The sequence below is a fragment of the Nocardia sp. BMG51109 genome (assembly GCF_000526215.1).
In the GTDB taxonomy this organism is placed as follows: Bacteria; Actinomycetota; Actinomycetes; order Mycobacteriales; family Mycobacteriaceae; genus Nocardia.
The window spans coordinates 5,472,095-5,492,046 of record NZ_JAFQ01000004.1 but is presented as its reverse complement, the minus strand read 5'-3'; the positions used below and the strand labels follow the sequence as shown (position 1 = coordinate 5,492,046).

The window sequence follows — 19,952 nt, the reverse complement described above, 5'->3', positions numbered from 1 at the left end:
ATCCGGTCGGTCCTCACCGAGGTCGAGGTCCGACCCGGCGCGGAGGGAAAACGGTGCCGAGCCGGCGAACTCCCTCCGTGATCTGCTCCGGCGTCGGGCGGCAGTAGGCCAGGCGCAGCTGTCGCGTGCCCGTCCGATCGGCATGAAACGCGGTGCCCGGTACGTAGGTAACTCCCCGGTCGATCGCATGGGGCAGCATCGTCTCGGTGTCCAGCCCCTCGGGCACGGTAAGCCAGACGTAGAAGCCGCCGTCCGGTTCGGTCCAGGAGCAGCCGGTGGGCAGGTGCCGGGCGAGCGCGGTGAGCATCGCGTCTCGGCGTATCCGGTAGGTCTCCCGGTCGCACTCGATTCGGCCTTTCCAGTCGTTCTGGTTCATGTAGTAGCTGACCAGATACTGCGTGAGTCCCGAAGGGCAGAGCATTGCGGATTCCGATGCCCGGAACAGCCTTTCGCGGATCGAGGGCGGAGCGAGTACCCAGCCGACCCGCAGTCCTGGTGCGAGGATCTTGGAAAACGAGCTGAGGTAGATCACATTGTCCGGCGCGATGGCACGCAGCGCCGGATATGTTCGGCCGTCGAAGCCGAGCAGGCCGTAAGGATTGTCCTCGACCACCAGGAGATCGTGCTGGGCGCAGATCTCCATGATTTCCGCTCGTCGTCCCACGGCGAGTGTCACCCCGGCCGGATTGTGGAAATTCGGAACGCTGTAGAGGAATTTCGGCCGACGGCCGCGGACTGCCGAGGCGCCGAGCACTTGTCGCAGTGCATCGGGGACGAGTCCCTCGGCATCCATCTCGACATGAACCACATCGGCCTGGTGGAAGGCGAACGTGCTCAATGCGCCGACGTAGCAGGGCGCCTCGGCTATCACGACATCGCCCGGGTCGCAGAATGTCCGGGTTATCAGATCCAGGCCCATCTGCGAACCGGCGGTCACGACGACATCGTCGGCACGCGCGTGGATTCTCTCCAGCGTCGAGATCTCGCAGATCTGCTCGCGCAGCGCGGGGATGCCCTGCGGCGATCCGTACTGTAGCGCGTCCAGGCCATCGTCTCTGATCAGCCGCGACGCCTCCTCGGCCAGGCCGTCCAGATCCAGGGCGGTGAGGTCGGGCATACCGCCGGCGAGCGAGACGACCTCCGGCTTCCCGGCGAGGCTGAACAACTCCGGGATCTGCCACCTGGCCATCACCGCGGCTCGCTGTGCGTACCGGTGCGCGTGCGGGTCGCTCCGGTGTGCGGTATCGGGAATGCCCATGTCGTCGTTCCGGATTCTCTCGAGTCGGGATCCGGCAGTACAGCCTGCTTCCAGATTCGGGCACGAACCACGACAACTGAATATCGTCGTGCGCTTGACGAAAATGCACGTCCGGCATACCGATCCGTCGACATCGGACTCATCCGGGTCAGCGGTGCGGTGGTCGTGCGGGGGTGGATGGCAATCGATTCCCTGGGAACCATCAGTCACGGGAATGACCAGCCACCAAGCGAAAAACTATTCGGTCTGTATTGTCTGATTGCTCGACTGCTCGATCGGATGAGGATCATGAGATTTCCCAGACTGGCCGCGGTGCTCACCGCCGGCATGATCGCGCTGCTGCCGTCCGCTCTCCCGCAGATAGCGCAGGCGGCCCCGGATCAGCCCCCTCCGCAGTACGCGCCGACGATGCTCGTCCTGGATGCTTCGGGTTCGATGCAGCGACCGGACCCGGCCGGCACGATGATGGATGCTGCCAAGAACGCGGTGCGCACCTTTGTCGGTTCCGCACCTGCCGAATCCAAGGTGGGCCTTGCCACCTACGGCACCGGCACCGGCAACAGCGAAGCGGAGAAGTCGGCGGGGTGCCGCGATGTCCAGCTGTTACGCCGGCCGGACAATGTCGACAAGGCGGCGCTCACCGGTGCGGTCGAGGGCATCCAGGCGCGCGGCTGGACCCCGATGGGTACCTCGTTGCGTGCGGCCGCCGAGGCGCTGCCGAAATCGGGACCGCGGTCGGTGGTGCTGGTCTCCGATGGAGATGACACCTGCTCCCCGCCCGACCCCTGCGATGTCGCTCGCGAACTGAAGCGGGAGGGGCTGGATCTGATCGTGCACTCGATCGGCTTCGCGGTGGACACGAAGGCCCGTGCGCAGCTGACCTGCATGGCTCAGGCCACCGGCGGCACCTATTCCGATGCCGCCGACGGACGCGCCCTGGAGCGGATCCTGCCCCGCGTCACCGCGGCAGCGCTGCGCAACTACCAGGCGACGGGAACCCCGATCACGGGTACTTCGAACTATCAGTCCGCGCCGGTGGCCGTGCAGGGCCAGCACGTCGATACCATCGGGCAGAGGGAGAAGCGGTACTACGCCGTCGACGTCCCGGCCGGTGCCACCGCGTATTTCAGCGGCATCATGTCGTTCCCGCGCTTACCCGGCGTCGACACCGTCGACGACTTCAACAGCCTCCACCTGGACGTCTACGGCCGGGACGGCAAGGACTGCCTGACGTCGGAGGTCGAGCAGGTCGCCAATTCCAGCGACGGCGCGACGCTGACGATCGGCAAGGCGTTCGACGGCGCGACAGAACCCGCGACGGGCGGCAGCGCCGACAAGTGCAAGGGCGGTGGCCGCTACTACGTCGCGCTGACCTGGCAGCGAGTGTCCACCGGGGTGCCGGAGCGGCTGCCGCTCGAGTTGCTCGTCGGAATCGAGCCCGCCGCAACCGATCCCGGCCCGAAGGCGATCCTGCCGACGGCCACATTCTCCGAACCGGGCAATGCCGGGACGCCTGTTGCCGGCGGCGGCTCGTTCACCACCGCGGCGACACTCGATGGCAGCGGCCGCTACACCGATACGCTGCGGCACGGCGAATTCGTCTTCTACCGGGTGAAACTGGACTGGGGCCAAGGGCTGGCGTATCGGGTGCACTACGACGCCAACGGCGCGGGCGGGATCGGCGCTCTGGCGCACATCTACACCGCCGTGTACTCCCCGCTCGCCGAGGAAATCGCTTGGGAATCAAGCGTTCACGGCGGCCAGGACACTGTGCTGCCGACCAGCGACCCCGCCGTGAGCACCGTCCCGGTCCGGTACGGCAACCGTAACGCCGACGATACCCACGCCCGCAGCCAAGCCCTCGCGGGCTGGTACTACATCGCGGTGAAACTCGGCTCCGCCCGGGAGGCGGACGGCGACATCCCGGTGCCGATACGGCTGGACCTCACCGTGTCCGGCACCCCGGAACCGGGCCCGACATACGCGACGGCGGTTCCCGACGGGATCCTCGGCAAGGCATCACGCGGCGGCGGCGATGCCCCCCGCGACTCCGTCACCGCCACAGCCGAATCCGAGACGACGTCGTCGCCCACCTGGATCGTGGTCGGTGCGGGCGCTGCGCTCGTCGTGGTCGTCGTCGTGGCCGCCACCGGCTTCTCGGTCCTGCGAAAACGCCGACGCTGAACGATCGACCCGCCGCCCTCGGCAGCAGACGAGGGCGGCGGGTGCGGCACCTTCGGATGCTCGCTCCTGGATACGGGGTACAGGTTGCGGGAGGCGTCGCGACATCCGAACTGCCATATGGCTTCTGATCTACGGGTACGCGATGTAAGGTGAGGCTCTATACCCCTAGAGGGTATAGAGTCGATGGCGTGGATCCACTGAAGCCGGGAGAGTGGTGGTCGAAATGAGGTGGCCGGAGCGACCATGTCGCCTGGTCCCCGCGTCGTCGGGTCGTATCCGCGACTCGCGGCGTCAGGTGCGGTTTCTCCGGTCCTGCTACAGTCGGCTCACTGTGAGGCCCATCCGTCGATTGCGACATGGTGGCTCGGTGGCGGCGCTGCTGGCTGTGGTGCTGCTGGTCGTGCCGATGGTCGACTGCTCGACAGCCCGAGCCCATGCACAGACTCATGCCTCCGTCCACGTGGGGGCCGGGCATTCCGCACACTCGGCGAACGATCACGCGCATGCCGTGGTCGTCGACGTGCTGGATGGTCACTGTGTGGCGCACTTCGATCACTGTGTCGCGAAATCGGTGCTGCGTGCTCCCGAGAATCTCGCGCCGCAGCATCTGCTGCTGTTCGCGCTGATGTCGGCGATTCTTGTCGTCGGCGGCGTCCGCCGGACCGTTTCCGGGAGTGTGCGTGGTCCACCGATCGCGTGGGTGCCCGTTGCCGGTGGCCGGGCCATTGTGACGCAGTTCTGTATCGCTCGACGCTGACAGGTCAGCGCCAGGCCGACGTTTATCCGTCGGCCGGTGTCCGCTGCCTGCTCACGTCCGCCTGCGGGCGGTTCGATACAGAAAGCGACAGTCATGAACAAGGTTGTGCTCGATGCGCTCACCGACCGTTCGGCGGCCCTGGTGGGCGCGCCGGCGGCTGCCCGATCGCCGCACTCGCTGATCGGCAACACGCCCGTGTTGTGGGTCGGTGCGCCGTTGGCGCCCGAGGGGCGCGGGTTCTGGGCCAAGCTCGAAGGATTCAATCCCGGCGGTATGAAGGACCGGCCGGCGCTGCACATGGTGCGCAGAGCCGAGGAACGTGGTGATCTGGTCGCGGGGGCGCGGATCATCGAATCCACCAGCGGCACTCTCGGATTGGGGTTGGCGCTGGCGGGGATCGTCACCCGTCACCCGGTGACCGTGGTGACCGATCCGGGTCTGGAGCCGATCGTCGCGCGGGTGCTCGCCGCCTACGAAACCCAGGTCGATGTGGTCACCGAGTTCCATCCCACGGGTGGTTGGCAACAGTCCCGCCGGGACCGGGTCGCGGAGCTGCTCGCGGGTGAGCCCGATGCGTGGTGCCCGGATCAGTACAGTAACCCCGACAACGTCGACGGCTACGAATCGCTCGCGCTCGAACTGGTCGAGCAGCTCGGCATGGTGGACGTGCTGGTGTGCGCGGTCGGCACCGGAGGGCACTCCGCGGGCGTCACGCGGGTGCTGCGCCGGTTCAATCCGGAGATGAGGCTGATCGGAGTCGATACCGTCGCATCCACGATCTTCGGCCAGCCCGCGGGCCCGCGGCTGATGCGGGGCCTGGGATCGAGTATCCACCCGATCAATGTGGACTACGACGCGTTCGACGAGGTGCATTGGGTCGCGCCGCCGGAAGCGGTGTGGGCCTGCCGCACGCTGGCCGCGACCCATCACGCGACCGGCGGCTGGAGCGTCGGCGCCGTGGGGTTGGTCGCGGGCTGGGCGGCCCGCACCCACGACACCGACACCCGGATCGCCGCGGTATTCCCCGACGGGCCGCACCGCTACTTCGACACCGTCTACAACGACGCCTACTGCGACGAGCATGGGCTGCTCGACGCGGACCCACCGGTGGAACCGGACACGATCACGCATCCGGCCGAGCGAGTGGCGCGGTCGTGGACACGGACCACCACCGTCGTCGATCCGAGACAATTCGTCCACGACCGGGGGTTGGCATCGTGACCGTCTTCGCGAAATTTCGCACCTTCGACCTGCCCGCCCGGCTGTTGATGATCAATCAGTTCGGCATCAACCTCGGTTTCTACATGCTGATGCCCTATCTGGCCGGGTACCTGGCGGGGCCCCTCGGCCTGGCGGCGTGGGCGGTGGGGTTGGTGCTGGGCGTGCGGAACTTCTCCCAGCAGGGCATGTTCCTGATCGGCGGCACGCTGGCCGACCGGCTGGGATACAAGCCGCTGATCGTCGCGGGCTGTCTACTGCGCACAGCCGGGTTCGCGCTGCTGTTGTTCGCCACCTCACTGCCGGGACTGCTGATCGCCTCGGCAGCGACCGGGTTCGCCGGAGCCCTGTTCAACCCGGCCGTACGCGCCTACCTCGCCGCCGACGCCGGCGAACGCCGGGTCGAAGCGTTCGCGGTGTTCAACGTCTTCTATCAGGCCGGCATCCTGGCCGGACCACTGGCCGGTCTGGCACTGATGGCCCTCGACTTCCGGGTGGCCGCCGGCGTCGCGGCAGTGGTATTCGCGATCCTGACCGCAGCGCAGTTGTTCGCGCTGCCAACGCGGGCGGCGCACACCCCCGCACAGCAGGCTTCCGTGCTCGAGGACTGGCGCACGGTGATCGCCAATCGCCGGTTCGTGCGGTTCGCGCTGGCGATGATCGGCTCCTATGTGCTGTCGTTCCAGGTCTACCTCGCACTGCCACTACAGGCCGAGTTCGTCGCCGGTGCCCGTTCGCAGGTGCTGGTGTCGGCGGTATTCGTGATCTCCGGTGTGGTGGCGGTCGCCGGTCAGCTGCGCATCACGGCCTGGTTCCGGGCCAGATGGGGCACCGGGCGCAGCCTCGTCGTCGGGTTGGGGATCCTCGCGGGCGCATTCGTCCCGCTCGTGGTCGTCCCTGATCCGGAGCGGTTCGGTGCCCCGGCCGCAGCTGCCGCGCTGCTCATGTCGGCGGCATTGCTGGCCGTGGGGACAGCGGCCGTGTTCCCGTTCGAAATGGACACCGTCGTGTCCCTCTCGAACGGGAAGCTGGTCGCGACACACTACGGTTTCTACAACACCGTCGTCGGTGTCGGCATCCTCGTCGGCAACCTCGCCACCGGCACCGTGGTCGGCGCCGCGCGCGATGCCGGGATCAACTGGGCGGTCTGGGCCGGCCTGAGCGTGATCGGTGTTGCCGCGGCATTCGCCCTCCACCGTCTGGACCGCCCGCAGCTTGCCGAGGAACACATCGTCGGAGCTGCGTCGGCTGATCAAGAGTTCGAGTACACCGGACACGGCCACTGGCCGACAAAGATACCCACCGGGCGCCGCTGACCAACCGCCGTCAACGCGTCGGTAGAGCGTCGGGGGCGCAGGCAATTACGTCCTCGTTGTCGCGACCTACGTTCTCGATCACCGTGATGTCGGCAAATTCCGAAACCACGTGGATGGGGTAGGTGGGCCCCTGGTCACGGTACGCGCGCATGCGAGGGAGATGGTCGTTCTGGAAGAGGACCGTTCGTTCGGGGTGTTCCTCGACCCAGCGGGGAAAGAAGATGACGCCGTGCGATATGCGCCGGGCGGGGACGAGGGTGAGGCACACGGACGTTCCCGTGGGTTCGTTCCACGATATCTTGTAGACACCGTCCGTCAGGGTGACGAGGTCGATCGTCTGGTCTTTGACCCAGCGACCGCCGACCATGCCGCTGTGGATGCGGTAGTCGACGGTGGTGGCGTTCTTCACATACAGTTCGTAACGCCATCCGTTGGCGTAGGTGTACTCGAGTCGTCGGCCGATGATTCCGTCACCGTCGTTCCGCGGAAGGCCGAGATGGTGAGCCAGTTCGGTGGTGGTACAGCCTGGATGGCGATCCAGTATGCCGAAAACGTCCAATTCCACTGCGGTTGCAAGGGCTTTCGAGGCCCACAGGCCGGAGGCCAGTTCCATGATGCGTCGTGGGCCGGTCACGCCGCCGGGTTGTCGGGTCGCGAGTCGCTCGGTCACGATGGTCCTTCCATCGGGTGGGTGTCAGCTGTCGTGCTTGCGGGCGAGGGTCAGGCCGTCGGCGATCGGCAGCATGACGCTGTCCACACGGTCGTCGGCGCGCACGTGGCGGTTGAACGCGTCGATCGCCGCTGCGTTGCCGACCGGTTCGTCGTCGGCGGCTTCGCCGTAGTAGAAGACGTTGTCGGCGAGCAGTACACCGCCCGGGCGCAGCCGGGGAACGAGTTGCTCCCAGTAGTCGATGTATCCGACCTTGTCGGCGTCGAGGAACACGAGGTCGATATTCGCGGTCTCGGGGAGGCCGCGAAGGGTCTCCGCGGCGGGCCCGAGGCGTAGCTCGATCCGGTCGGCGACACCTGCGTCCCGCCAGGCATCCTGCGCGATGCGGGCCCACTCGGCCGACAGATCGCAGGTGATCAGCCGGCCGGCCGGTGGCATTCCGAGCGCCAGTGCCAGTGTCGAGTAGCCGGTGAAGGTTCCGACTTCGACGATTCGTTGCGCTCGGATCAATCGTGTCAGCAGCGTCAGAAAGGCTGCCTGCTCGTGAGGTACCTGCATCTCCGCAGCGTCGCCGAGCGTGGCGGTAATCGAGATCAACTGTCGCTGAACCGGATCCGGTGGCTCGACGTGCGACAACAGGTAATCGTGCAGCCGCGGAGTCATCGCGACGGTTTTGAGGTCAGGTGGGTTCATCGATGAGCCTCTCCAGCCGATTGAGGATGGCGACGCCGTCGCGGTGGAACCGATCGACTGCGGCGGTGTAGGTGTCCCGCGTGTTTTCCCAGCCGCACGGCACAGGCAGCGGGTTCCGCGTCAGGTCCGACCGGACCTGACCGATCCTGGTGCATAGTTGTGCACGGAATTCATTGCGACACAATGGCATTCGAGTGACTCGAAAGAAGCCGTCGAAGATGTCCCGCTGCGCTCGGGTAGGTGGCGCATTCGTGTCCTGGCCGGACTCGCGCAGCAGGGACTCCCCATCCGGGACGAGACGGTCGGCCACCGCCATATGAACTACGCGATTGGATTTGACCGCAGCAGTGAGCGGTTCGAGCAGGTCCGGCGGGAGGACCCGGCGAACCGTAGGCAGCAGCGGGACGACATATTCGTAATCCCGCGCCCATCGGCCGCTGAATGCCGGATCGGCGCGCATCATCTGCGGGCGGATCGCCTCGCCGTAGACGGCGGGCGAGCAACTGCCGCAATACAGCAGCAGCACCGAATACCCGTCGTAAAGCGCTGCGGCGGTGGAAATCGCACTGTCGTCCGGTGCTCGGCTGTCGGCCAATGTCTGCAAAGCCTCGGCCAGCCACTGCCAGGCGCAGAACACCAGCTGATGTCCGACAAGCCAACGGTACTGCGCGAGCGGCACCGGCTCCCCGACCGGCGGCGGGCACCGCACGACCGTATGCCACGGAACACCTCGCGGCGACAGGTCGGCATGACGGCAGTGCCGGAAGGCGGTGCCCGGCCGCGGCAGGTACAACGTCTCCGCCGGTACGAAACGAACGTCGGTCTCGCCGTATCGGCTACGGATCGCGGTTGTCGCGCTGATCATCGCAATTCCCCCGATTCGTCGAGCAGCCGGCCCGCACACCGGTCGAGCACATCGGCCGCGGCGTGGACATCGCCGCGAAGCGGACGATCCGGGTCGATGGCGGGCACCACCGCCGCCAACCGGCCGATCAACTCCGCGCACTCGGGTGCGGTCGGTTTCCGGCCCTGCAGGTAGACCGCCTGACGCAACGCCACGGCCAGCGACCCGTGCAGCCATCGCAGTGAATCGGCCAATTCCAGCGCGTTGAGCGCTGCCTGCGTACCGAAGGGCACCACATCCTGGTTGTGCCCATTGGTCGGCAGACTTTGAATCGACGCCGGCATCCCGGCCCTGCGCATGGCCGCGATTGTTGCGGTCGCAGCCAACTGGACCCCCTGCAAGCCGTGTTGACGGCCCGGGGACACCGACAACATCGGGGCCAAGTCTCCGTTGCGACGAGCGTCGAGCATCAGGTCCAATTGCCGTTCGGCCAGATTGCCCATTTGAATCAGGCCCGACGCCAGCAGATCTGCGGCGAACGACACGGGCTGGCCGAAGAAATTGCCGCCGTGGACGACGACACCCTCGTCCGGAAAGAACAGAGGATTGTCGCTGATGCCGTTGAGATCGTCCTCGATAACTTTCGAGGCATGGGCGGTCGATGTGCCGACAGCCCCGAGCAGTTGCGGAGTACACCGGATGCTGTACGGCTCCTGGAGCGGCCGCCGGCCGGTGGGGCGGCAGCCGGCGAGCATATTCCGCAATAGTTCCGCCACAGCGGCCGCGTGCGGATGACCGAACGCGTCGAGAAGGGACGCCGACGCGAACTGCGCGGGATCAGATCGCCACTCGCTCCGACCGATCCGATTCGGGGTACCGCCGGAGAGAAATCCGTCGCCAACGCGTCCACCAGAGCCGAGACCACCCCGACCGACACTCCCGAGTGCCCCCTCGACAACGACCACAATCGCGCGAGCAGCGCCGCCCTTACCACCGCACGGGGAAGGTCGGGTCCCTGGCCGGCAAGAAGATGCTCAATGGCGTTGTCGCACTGATCCTCCGAATCCGGACGACCGTCATAGGCCACCAACGGTCCGAATCCGGTAGTACTGCCATATATTTGGGCACCCGCTGAGATCCGGTCCTCGAGAAAACTACGACATTCGGCCACGCGACTCATGACCTCGTCGCCGACGGGAACGGCCATGGGCGATTCCGCGCGTTCCAGCATGTGAATTGTCAGTCTGCCCGGCGTGCGGGAGTCGACGGTGCCGACACGGTGAGGTGCTGACTGCATCGTATTTCGCTCCTCCGGTGATATGTCGTGCCGTACCCATTGCGCTGTCCGGCATTTGGGTGTCGATCCCGCACGAATCCCCTTGTCGACATGTAGAAGCACATCCCGGCCGACCCCAGCGCTCGACCCTCAGAATCGTGCAGAGCAACGAGATCGGCAATTCAATTCGACACATGACGAGAATGCGTACGACACATACGCTTCACCGCGAAGCAGCCAAGCCGCCCGGCGGCCGCCCGGGGCCGCCCGGAACCCCTCGATCCGGACGGCCGGCGCCTCCGGGCGGCCGCCCGGCGGTCTTCGGTGGTGGTCGCAGCCGCGCGCTTGTGCCGTCATCGGGCGACCGGGTAGGCCCCGAAGAAGGGCAGCCGGGCAAGCGAGTTGCCGCGCCCACAAGTACAATTCAGATGATAGCAACATCAGGATGGCGAGAACATCCGAAATACCGCTCGGAGAGCGCTCGTTCAGCTAATCGGTCCGATCGCCGAGCGGGCGCCGCCGGGCATCGGCCCGAGGCCGGCACCCCCGCCGGCCATCACCACAAGGATGGCAGAGGGAACCGATGGGACGGCGCACCAGGGCGGAACAGCGGAAATTCACTCGACAGCGGGTGCTCGAGGCGGCCCTGGCCGAGTTTACCGAGTTCGGGTTCCGCGGTGCGACGGTCGACGGGATCGCCGAGCGGGCGGGGGCGACCAGGGGCGCGGTCTATTCCAATTTTCCCGGGAAACGTGCACTCTATCTGTCGACCTTGGCGCAGGTCGCCGAGTGCGCCCCGTGCCCCTCCCCCCGCGCGCCCGGCGAGACCCCCGAGGCCGCCCTCCGGTTGTTCGCCGCGACCTGGGCCGAGCGGCTGCCACGAACCAGCGACTATCGTTGCGACGCAACCGAACAGCTCCGCTCCCCGATGCTCAGCATCGATCTGATTCCGGAGATTCAGAGCGACCAGCGGATCCGCCGGCCGTTCGCCCAGCTGATCGAGCTCGATGCGATCCTGCTCGGAACGGCCCTGCAGGCACTGAGTCCCACGCCGACGCGCTCGCCCGAGCCGTTCGTCCGTATCGCGGAGTCCGTATTGACCGTTCTCTACGGCGCCACGCAACTGTCCCTCGCCGCACCGGGTTTCGTGGACCCCGCTCGGCTGGAGGGTTTCTGCGAACAGATCGCGCACCTCGATCCGGGCGCCGACACTCCGGCGCCCGAGCCGCCGATCCGGCCCGCACTGCACCGGGTCTGCGAAACCTGGCCGGCCCCGGCCGGTTTCGATATCGTCCGGGCCACCCGCTGCGGCCTCGACGGCCACCGGATGGTGGCAGTGCTCGGCATGCACCGGGTAGCGGCGATCCAGGACGCGCTCGGGCCCGGTCCGCGCCCGGGCGCGGTCACGGCCGTGCTGGTCACCGACGATCGCACCGGTGAGTTCGTTCCCCTGGCGCGGCTGGCGCTCACCGATCTCAGCCGCTCACTGCGCTGCGCGTTCCCGCTGTCGGCGCTGCCCGAACTCCAGGTCGTCATCGACGAGGACCGCACGATCGCGAGCGCGTGCGGATTCGATTCCGTCGACAACGATTTCGAGGCCGCCCTCACCGTCGGCGACGGCCGGATCACGGCCCGCGCCCAGGGCCCCGGTGCGTGCCTGGCGGTGGCCGCCGCGGTGATCGCCAGCTACCCGTAGTCCCGCAACCGATCCGCATACCGCGCGGCAATTGTTGATACCGAACTTCTTTCGGTCTTCACCAGCACGGATACCGCGCGCATCCGGCCCGCACCGCCTGCGGCGCAACGGTTTCTCATCGAAAGTGCGGGCCAGTTACCGGCTGGTTGCGTACCGTGGGTTACGGGACATCTCACCACGAGGGCAACGGATAGGCGAATTCCTTCGAGGCAGGGGAGGATCCATGTGGTGGGCGTGGGTTGCGCTGTTCGTTCCGGCGATCACGATGGCCGCAGGGGCCATCGTGATGCGCCGATGGCTGCGGTACGGGGCGCCGGCCGAGCACAACAATGTTGCCGGGACGTTGTTCCAGACGATCGGCGCGCTGTATGCCGTGTTGCTGGCGTTCATCGTGGTCAACGAGTGGACCTCGCTGGAGGAGGCGAAGGCCAATATCTTCACCGAGGCCAACGAGCTGGGCGCGCTGTACTGGGACGCGCGCGCCCTTCCGCCGGAGCTGGGCCGCGCCCTGGAGGCGACGACCCAGCGGTACGCGCGGGTCGTCATCGACACGGAATGGCAGGAGCTGGGCAGGGGCGGCTACAGCACGGAGGCCACCGAGCTGGTCTATCGCATGCGCGACGAGATCAACGCGCTGCCGAGCGACAACCCGAGGGTGCGTTCGGTCTTCGAGCACTCGCTGGCGACCGTCAACGAACTCGAGGCGGCACGGCGCGAACGGCTCAGCCAGACCGGGCACAACGTGCCGACGGTGATGTGGATCGTGCTGGCGGTCGGCGCGCTGGTGACCGTCGGCTTCACGTTCGTCTTCGACCTGCCGCGGTTCTGGATGCACCTGCTGCTGGTGGGCTCGCTGACCTCGCTGATCGTGTTGTCGCTCTCGCTGATCCTGATACTGGATCAGCCGTTCGTAGGCGCCGTCGCCGTGAGCCCCGACGCATTCGAGATCTTCCTGCGCGGCCTCCCGGCACAGCGCTGACGACCGAAACTGCCCGGCGGCTGTGACTATGAGCCGCCCGGCGGCTGTGACTATGAGCCGCCCGGCGGCGCTGTCACCGCATCGATCTGCTCGCCGAGATAGCGCACCACCACGGCGATCACGGCCGCCACCGGCACCGCGAGGAACGCGCCCACGATCCCGAACAGCGAACCACCGGCCGTGACGGCGAGCAGGACGACGACGGCGTGCAGCTTCATGCTGCGGCTCTGCAACACCGGTTGCAGCACATTGCCTTCCAGCTGCTGCACCGCGACGATGATGCCGAGCACGATCAGGGCCGTGGTGAATCCATTGGCCACCAACGCGACCAGCACCGCCAGCGCCCCCGCGACGAAGGCGCCGACCATCGGGACGAAACCACCGATGAAGGTGATCACGGCCAGCACCCCCGCCAGCGGCACGTGCAGGATCATCAGACCGGCTCCGATGAAGACGGCGTCGATCAGGCTCACCAGCGCCTGGGTGCGGATGAATCCGCCCAGCACGGCCCAGACCCGGTTCAGCACCTCCTCGACGTGCCGGCCGCCGCGGCTGCCCAGCAGGGCGTGCAGCCACGGCAGGAATCGCGGGCCGTCCTTGACGAAGAAGAACGTCAGCACGAGCACCAGGAACACGGTGATGATCGCCGAGGTCGCCGTGGTGACCCCGGTGAACACGCCGGAGGCGATGCGTTCGGAGCTGGACTGCAACCGGTTCACGATCGCGTTCACCGCCGAATCCAGTTGCTCCTGGCGGATGTTCAGCGGCGGGCCCTGCAGCCAGTCCTGCACCTGGCGGACGCCCGCACTCGAGCGGTCGGCCAGCTCCGGTGCCTGGTCCACCACCGAGGGCACGATCAGCGCGATGATGCCGGAGAACAGGGCGAGAAAGCCGACGACCGTGGTCGCGGCCGCCGCGGCGGGCGGAAAGTGGTGGTTGGTCAGCCATCGGGTCGGCGGCCACAGCACGGTGGCGACGACCAGCGCCAGCAGGACCGGCAGCAGCACCACCCACAGCTTCGCGACCAGGTAGGCGAGCACCCAGGCGCCCGCCGCGATCGCCACGATGCACACGCCCCACTTGGCGAGCCAGAGCAGACCGTCGCCGATCACCCTGCCGCGGTCGGGGCTTGTGGCGGTCGAATTACTCACGCCCGCAGGCGAATCCGCGGACCCGGCCGGTGCGGAGGACTCGCTCCCGGACCCGCTCGATGCGGAAGTCCCGCGCGCCGGCTCATCGGAGGCAGACGATCCGCTCGACGCTGCCGACACACCCACAGACCCGCTCCCGGACTCGTCCGAAGCCGACGGCTCCCTCTCAGGCTCACTCACGGGCAACAGTCTGACACGCCGACCGTCCGGCGTGTCGACGCAAATCTCCGCTCAACGCACCCGCACCGGAAAAGCCGCCAGATCGTTCTGGGTCAGCACGGGAAGGTTGCCGATCTCCTCCGCCGGGGCCGCGAGGCGGAGATCCGGGAAACGGTCGAACAGCGCGGGCAGGGCGACGGCGGCCTCGAGCCGCGCCAGGGCGGCGCCCGGGCACACGTGCGGGCCGTAGCCGAAGGAGATGTTGCGGCCCGCGGTCGGGCGGGAGATGTCGAATTCGTCGGCGTCGGCGCCGTGCACCGAGGTGTCGCGGCCGATCGTGCGGTACGACATCACCACGCCCTCCCCCTGCTCGATCACCGTGTCGCCGACGACGATGTCCTCGGTGGCGAACCGCATCAGCAGATGGATCACCGGGCCGTCCCAGCGCAGCGTCTCCTCGATCGCCTGCTTCCAGTCGATCTCACCGCCGCGGACCCGCTCGAACTGATCGGGATGGGTCAGCAGGGCGCGCACGGTGGTGAGGATCAGGCTGACAGTGGTCTCGTGCCCGGCGGCCACCAGCGCCTTCAGATTGCCGACCACCTCTTCCTCGGTCAGCGGCTCGCCGCCTTCGTCGGCCTGGATGAGCGCGGTGGTGAGATCGTCGGCCGGGTGGGCCGTCTTGTCCCGGACCATGTCGAGGTAGTAGTCGTCCAGCTCGGCGATCACCCGCAGCCGCTCGTCCTGCGGGGTCAGCATGGAGAAGAACTTCTTGTACGACGCCAGCAGCATCGGATGATCCGACCGCGGCACGCCCATCAGCTCGCTCACCACCCGCATCGGCAGCGGATAGGCGAACACCGCCTTCAGGTCCACGCCCTCGCCCCCGGCCGCCGCGGCGTCTAGATCGTCGAGCAGCTCCCCGGTGAATCGTTCGATCATGGGCCGCAGCGCCGCCAGCCGCCGCGGCGTCAGCGCCTGCGTGGTCTTGATCCGTAATCGGCGGTGCTCGGCGCCGTCGACGGTGAACATGGAGCGGCCGGCGTCGATCATGCCGATCAGCGGCCACTGCCTGGTCACCACGCCGGACTGCCACAGCGACCACGCGCCGATATCCTTCACCAGCCGGGGATCGACGAGCAGTTGGCGGGCCAGCGAGTGCTCGGTGATGGTCCACGCCGGAACACCGAGCAGCTCGATCCGCGTGATCGGGCCGGATGCTCGCAATCGCGTCGTCTCGCCGGCCAGATCGCCGATCATCGGGTCGATGACGAGGGGGCATTGTGCTGCTGCGCTCACGGCGTACCTCCGACTGCGCGAACGGGAGTGAAATGGACTGGGAGGGAGGTCATTCCGCGCAGGAAGGGCGAGGGGCGCCGGACCAGGTTGCGGGCGGGCACCGCCAGATCGATATCGGGGAGCCGATCCAGCAGCACCTCGATTCCGGTGCGGGCGATGATCTCCGCCATCTGCTGCGCCGGGAACGGGCAGCGATATTCGCCGTGGCTGAACGCGAAGTGCGCGCTGTTACCGGAGTGCGCCGGCTCGGCGTCGGTCAGGTGCTGGCGCACGTGCGGGTCGCCGTTGGCCGCCGCCAGGCCCAGCAGCAGCATGTCGCCGCGGCGAATCACCTTGTCCGCCAGGCGGGTGTCGCGGGTCGCCCAGCGCCCGGCCAGGATCTGGGTCGGGGTGTCCTCCCAGAGCGCCTCGTTCATGGCCTGCCCCACGCTGCGCCGCCCGCCGCCGAAGGCCGCCGCGAAGCGCTCGTCGGTGAGCATCAGGCGCAGCGAGTTCACCAGCCAGTCGGCGGTGGGGAGGTGACCCGCGGCGATGACCGCCTGCAGGTCGAGCGCGTACTCCTCGTCGGTGAACGGTTCCGGGTGGCGCAGCATCTCCGAGGTCAGATCCTCGGCGGGCAGCCCCTGCTGCCGCGCCGCCTGCTTGGCCGCGACCAGCCGCCGCATCAGCTCGTTGAAGCGCAGGTACGCCGACTGTGCGTCGGCGCCGCCGTCGGCCAGCGTCTTCATCGTCCAGGCCAGTTCGGGGGCCTCGTCGTCGGGGATGCCGAGCACCCGCGCCAGCGCCAGGACCGGGAGCGGCTCGGCGAATTCGGCCATCAGATCGGCCTCGCCGCGGCCGCAGAACGCATCGATCAACCGGTCGGCCCGCTCCTCGCAGCTGCGCCGCAGTTCGAACGGATCGACCGCTTCCAGGGCCGGTTCGACCATCGACACGTGGCGGCGGTGTTCGGCGCCGGCCGTGAAGTAGATCGACGGCATCGGCCGGCCCACCATCGGGATCAGCGGCCAGTCGTCGGGAATGTTCGGCCACTGGTTCCACAGCGCAACATCGCGCGGGAACAGCTCCGGATCGCTGGTCACCTGGTGCAGTTCGCGGTAGCCGATCACCAGCCAGGCCGGGATGCCCCCGACGAGCTCGACCGCGACCACCGGACCGTGGTCGCGGCGCATCTCGGTGTAGAGATGGTGGGGGTCGGTGTGAAAACGCGGGCCGCTCAACGGAACCAGCGACGATTCGGTGCGGATCGGGCAGCCGGTGGCGGCGGGCTCGCCGCCGGACAGGTCGGTGCCGGGAAGGCTCATGACGCGGTCTCCGGGATCAGGGCGGCTGCGGCGTAGAGATATTCGACCAGCGTGATCAGCACCGTCTTACACGACTCGCGGGAGCGGGCGTCGCAGCCGAGCAGCGGGACGTGCGGGTCGAGATCCAGCGCCTCGCGGATCTCCCCGGCCTCGAACGGCTCGCCGCCGAAGTCGTTGCACGCCACCACGAATCGGGTGCCCTGATGCTCGAGCCGGTCGATGGCGTACCAGCAGTCGGCGATCCGGCGCGGGTCGACCAGCACGATGGCGCCCAGCGCGCCGGTGAACAGGCGGTCCCACAGGAACCAGAACCGCTCCTGCCCCGGGGCGCCGAACAGGTACAGCACGTTCTCGTCGTCGATCGTGATGCGCCCGAAATCGAAGGCCACGGTGGTGCTCGACTTGCCCGGCGCCGCCCGCGGATCGTCCACGCCGACACCGAGACTCGTCATCGTGGCCTCGGTGTCCAGCGGGCGGATCTCGCTGACCGACCGGACCATCGTCGTCTTCCCGACGCCGAATCCGCCGACGATGACGACCTTCAGGCCCAGCCGCACGGTGTCGTGCAGCGGCGCCTCGGCCCGGGCCGGTGCGGCGGCGGGAACGGAATCAGAGGTTGCGTAGTCCAACGAGCACCTTCTCCAGGGTGGCGGCGTCGGTGACCGAGGCCCAGCTGCCGGGCACGGCGGGGTCCTCGTCCATCGGCCGTGGATGACGCACGGTGATCTTGCCGGCGTGCAGCAGATCGGCGAGCAGGATCGTCGTGATACCGACCGGCAGCCGCAGTTCGGCCGCGATCTCGACGACGGCGGTCGGAGCGCGGCACATGTCGAGCACCGCGGCCAGTTCCGACTGCATGCCGGGCGTCGGATCGCATTCGCTCATCACGAGGGTGACCAGGTCGAACGCGTCGGAGTCCGGCGTGCTGCGGCCCCCGGTCAGCGTGTACAGCCGGTCCGGATCCTCGTCGCGCACCGCCCCGGTCACGGCGTCCCTCTGTCTCGGGGCGCCGCGGCCAGGTATTCGCCGAGCTGTTCCACCAGCTCGCGCATATTGTGCCCGACCAGTCCGGCGTCGGCGTCCTCGGCGGCGATGACCGCGATGTGCGCGCCCATCCCGGCCTCGACGATGAACAGGATGCCGCCGTAGAACTCTGTCATGGATTGGCGCACACCGCTTTTGCCCGAACCGAATTCGGCGGACGCGCCGTGCGACAGGCTCTGGATCCCGGCCGAGATGGCGGCGAGCTGATCGGCCTTGTCGGCCGAGAGTTCCGGGCTATGGCAGATCTTCAGCCCGTCGCTGGACAGCAACAGGGCGTGCCGGGTCTGCGGGGTACGGGCCAGCAACTGCTCGAGCAACCAACCCAACTGCGACGGCGCGGACGTTGTCATCGATCGTTCTCCACTGTTCCGGAAGGGGTCTCGGCCACGGTGTCTCGCCCGGACATGGCGCGCTGGAACGCGCCCAGTGCGGACGACTTCGCCGGCGGCGGGGGCTCGGTCCTGGCTGCCGGACCGTTCGGATTCGACAGGCCGTCCGGGTGGACCGCCGCCAGCGTGTCGCCTCGGCGCCGCTTGGGCAGCCGGGGCCCGGCCGCCGCGGGGGCGTCCTCGGACGACGTGCTCTCCTTACTGTTCTCCTTACTGTTCTGGGCGAAGGTACTGTTCTGGGCGAGGGCGACCTCGGGAGTGGCGCGGCGGGGTGCGCCGTCCGCGAGTTCTCCGTCGCCGGCCGGGGAGCCCGACAGCTGCTGCCGGGAGTCGTTGCGCGGCACCGCCGTGGGGGTGCCGGTGACCGCCGTGCGCTCCATGCGGGTGATCAGGTCGCGCGGCACGATCACGACCACCGCGGTACCGCCGATGGCCGACGGCCGGTAGGACACCGTGAGGCCGTGCTTGCGCGCCAGATGCCCGACCACCGACAGCCCGAGACGGGTTCCGCTCAGCGACGAAAGGTCCACTCCCCCACGGCCTTCGGCATCGGCCCCCGAGACCGCGCGCTCCGCCTTGCGCAGCGCGGACTCGCTCATCACCAGGCCGCTGTCCTCGAGGGTGACCACCACGCCGGCCGGCACCTCGGCGGCGTAGACGTGCACCTCGGTCGTGGGTGGCGAGAAGTTGCACGCGTTGTCGAGCAGCTCGGCCAGCGCGTGCATGACGCCCTCGGCGGCGTGCCCGGCGACGCCGACGCCCGCGACGGACCGTAACCGGATCCGCTGATAGCCGGCGACCCGCCCCATGGCGCCACGCAGAATCGATTCCATGGCAATGGGTTTGGCCCACCGCCGGCCGCTGCGCGCGCCGCTCAGCACTGCGATGCTGTCGGCCAGCCGCCCGGCCTGGGCGGTGCGGTGATCCAGTTGCAGCAGATCGGCGAGGACCTCGGGGTCGGCGTGCCGGTGCTCCATCTCGCGCAGTTCCGCCAGCATGCTGGTGGTCATCGCCTGCATGCGTCCGGCGGCGCCGGCGAAGGCGGCCAGCGCTGCGGCGCGGCGGGACTCGCTGTGGCGCACCTCCCGCGCCCGCACGGTGGCCTCGCCCTCGGCGGCCGCGACCCTGGCCGATGCCGCCGCGGCCGCCGCCGCGATCCGCTCGTCGGCCCGCTCGGCCACCCTCCGGTACCGGCCGGCCTGCGCGTAATAGTGCACCGCTATGGTCACCGTGGCGCACAGCAGGATCGCGACGAGGGCGGCGCCGCAGGCCAGCGGGATGCGGAAATCCGCCGGGGCGGCGAGGATCGCGGCGACGGCGGCGCAGCCCGTCACGACCGCGCAGATCACCAGGGCAGAGTAGGTCGCGCGGTTCTCCCGACCCTCGTGCCCGGCCTCCGGACCGGCCTCGTTCTCACCATCGGCAAAGTCACCGGGCTCGACACTCGTCGAGTTCACCGCGATCGCCACATCCCGCAATTCAGGCCCCCATCACCGGGCGGAAACACCAGCACACTGCCCCCTGAGACTTATCAAACGTCCAGGTAGAGAGGCCATTTCAAGACCCGGGCACGAGCTTAACCGCACCGGCCCGCCGCCGCCACCCGAACGAAGACCGAGTGGTACGCGATCCGCCGGGACACCTCCGCGCCCTGCCCGGTTCCGTGCCGCACCAGATTCCAGAGCCCCCGCGCCGACGCCGCCGAGGCGCACACC

At 68.2% G+C, this 19,952-nt stretch carries 18 protein-coding genes and 1 pseudogene; 6 read left to right on the top strand and 13 right to left on the bottom strand.

The genetic code is table 11. The features are described 5' to 3' along the window. Positions 1 to 13: 13 nt before the first annotated feature. On the bottom strand, positions 14 to 1,258 hold the full coding sequence (locus tag D892_RS0126300) for a PLP-dependent aminotransferase family protein (RefSeq protein WP_024804095.1): 1,245 nt from the start codon (positions 1,256 to 1,258) through the stop codon (positions 14 to 16). 288 nt (positions 1,259 to 1,546) lie between these two features. Here D892_RS0126300 and D892_RS0126295 point away from each other — a divergent pair, with 288 nt between their 5' ends. The 4 genes from D892_RS0126295 to D892_RS0126280 all read left to right on the top strand — a co-directional run bounded on the left by D892_RS0126295 (position 1,547) and on the right by D892_RS0126280 (position 6,733). Then, the gene (locus tag D892_RS0126295) at positions 1,547 to 3,442 is read left to right on the top strand and encodes a VWA domain-containing protein (protein WP_036567496.1); all 1,896 of its coding nucleotides are present in this window, start codon (positions 1,547 to 1,549) and stop codon (positions 3,440 to 3,442) included. Positions 3,443 to 3,809: 367 nt separating this feature from the next. Further along, the gene (locus tag D892_RS0126290; RefSeq protein ID WP_024804093.1) at positions 3,810 to 4,199 is read left to right on the top strand and encodes a hypothetical protein; all 390 of its coding nucleotides are present in this window, start codon (positions 3,810 to 3,812) and stop codon (positions 4,197 to 4,199) included. A 93-nt stretch (positions 4,200 to 4,292) separates the two neighbouring features. Next, the gene (locus D892_RS0126285; RefSeq protein ID WP_024804092.1) at positions 4,293 to 5,420 is read left to right on the top strand and encodes a PLP-dependent cysteine synthase family protein; all 1,128 of its coding nucleotides are present in this window, start codon (positions 4,293 to 4,295) and stop codon (positions 5,418 to 5,420) included. Beyond that, complete coding sequence (locus D892_RS0126280) at positions 5,417 to 6,733, top strand: MFS transporter (protein ID WP_024804091.1); 1,317 nt, start codon at positions 5,417 to 5,419, stop codon at positions 6,731 to 6,733. The genes D892_RS0126285 and D892_RS0126280 overlap by 4 nt, the downstream gene beginning before the upstream one ends. A 10-nt stretch (positions 6,734 to 6,743) precedes the next feature. Here the strand turns inward: D892_RS0126280 and D892_RS0126275 are convergent, their stop codons facing one another. The 5 genes and pseudogenes from D892_RS0126275 to D892_RS49720 form a co-directional block, all read right to left on the bottom strand. Beyond that, positions 6,744 to 7,241, bottom strand: coding sequence for a phenolic acid decarboxylase (locus D892_RS0126275; RefSeq protein ID WP_036569913.1), 498 nt, complete (start codon positions 7,239 to 7,241; stop codon positions 6,744 to 6,746). 186 nt (positions 7,242 to 7,427) lie between these two features. Continuing rightward, positions 7,428 to 8,096, bottom strand: a complete 669-nt coding sequence (locus tag D892_RS0126270; protein ID WP_036567495.1) for an O-methyltransferase — start codon at positions 8,094 to 8,096, stop codon at positions 7,428 to 7,430. After that, the gene (locus tag D892_RS44000) at positions 8,083 to 8,775 is read right to left on the bottom strand and encodes an L-tyrosine 3-hydroxylase (RefSeq protein WP_156959688.1); all 693 of its coding nucleotides are present in this window, start codon (positions 8,773 to 8,775) and stop codon (positions 8,083 to 8,085) included. The genes D892_RS0126270 and D892_RS44000 overlap by 14 nt, the downstream gene beginning before the upstream one ends. 182 nt (positions 8,776 to 8,957) lie before the next feature. Beyond that, positions 8,958 to 9,905: an aromatic amino acid lyase gene (locus D892_RS42165; protein ID WP_198036995.1), complete on the bottom strand. Its 948-nt coding sequence runs from the start codon at positions 9,903 to 9,905 to the stop codon at positions 8,958 to 8,960. Next, a pseudogene (locus tag D892_RS49720) lies at positions 9,827 to 10,120 on the bottom strand (aromatic amino acid lyase); the annotation flags it as partial. The gene D892_RS42165 and the pseudogene D892_RS49720, both read right to left, overlap by 79 nt. A 679-nt stretch (positions 10,121 to 10,799) precedes the next feature. Here D892_RS49720 and D892_RS0126255 point away from each other — a divergent pair. Both D892_RS0126255 and D892_RS0126250 read left to right on the top strand, forming a co-directional pair. After that, positions 10,800 to 11,912, top strand: a complete 1,113-nt coding sequence (locus D892_RS0126255; protein WP_024804087.1) for a TetR/AcrR family transcriptional regulator — start codon at positions 10,800 to 10,802, stop codon at positions 11,910 to 11,912. 223 nt (positions 11,913 to 12,135) lie between these two features. Continuing rightward, positions 12,136 to 12,891: a DUF4239 domain-containing protein gene (locus D892_RS0126250; protein ID WP_024804086.1), complete on the top strand. Its 756-nt coding sequence runs from the start codon at positions 12,136 to 12,138 to the stop codon at positions 12,889 to 12,891. A 50-nt stretch (positions 12,892 to 12,941) separates the two neighbouring features. On the opposite strand, the gene D892_RS42160 is transcribed toward D892_RS0126250, so the two are convergent. The 7 genes from D892_RS42160 to D892_RS0126215 all read right to left on the bottom strand — a co-directional run bounded on the left by D892_RS42160 (position 12,942) and on the right by D892_RS0126215 (position 19,694). Further along, a complete protein-coding gene (locus tag D892_RS42160) occupies positions 12,942 to 14,042 on the bottom strand; it encodes an AI-2E family transporter (RefSeq protein WP_051499173.1) in 1,101 nt (366 codons plus the stop codon). 231 nt (positions 14,043 to 14,273) lie between these two features. After that, positions 14,274 to 15,500 (bottom strand): cytochrome P450, encoded by a 1,227-nt coding sequence (locus D892_RS0126240; RefSeq protein WP_036567494.1) that lies wholly within the window; start codon positions 15,498 to 15,500, stop codon positions 14,274 to 14,276. Beyond that, entirely contained in the window at positions 15,497 to 16,804 is a 1,308-nt protein-coding gene (locus D892_RS0126235; protein WP_024804084.1) for a cytochrome P450, read from the bottom strand. The genes D892_RS0126240 and D892_RS0126235 overlap by 4 nt, the downstream gene beginning before the upstream one ends. Beyond that, the gene (locus D892_RS0126230) at positions 16,801 to 17,433 is read right to left on the bottom strand and encodes an ATP/GTP-binding protein (protein ID WP_024804083.1); all 633 of its coding nucleotides are present in this window, start codon (positions 17,431 to 17,433) and stop codon (positions 16,801 to 16,803) included. The genes D892_RS0126235 and D892_RS0126230 overlap by 4 nt, the downstream gene beginning before the upstream one ends. Then, positions 17,414 to 17,791, bottom strand: coding sequence for a DUF742 domain-containing protein (locus tag D892_RS0126225; RefSeq protein WP_024804082.1), 378 nt, complete (start codon positions 17,789 to 17,791; stop codon positions 17,414 to 17,416). The genes D892_RS0126230 and D892_RS0126225 overlap by 20 nt, the downstream gene beginning before the upstream one ends. Then, entirely contained in the window at positions 17,788 to 18,198 is a 411-nt protein-coding gene (locus D892_RS0126220; protein WP_024804081.1) for a roadblock/LC7 domain-containing protein, read from the bottom strand. Before D892_RS0126220 ends, D892_RS0126225 begins: the two co-directional genes overlap by 4 nt. Then, the gene (locus tag D892_RS0126215) at positions 18,195 to 19,694 is read right to left on the bottom strand and encodes a sensor histidine kinase KdpD (RefSeq protein ID WP_232236174.1); all 1,500 of its coding nucleotides are present in this window, start codon (positions 19,692 to 19,694) and stop codon (positions 18,195 to 18,197) included. Before D892_RS0126215 ends, D892_RS0126220 begins: the two co-directional genes overlap by 4 nt. Positions 19,695 to 19,952: the final 258 nt, after the last annotated feature.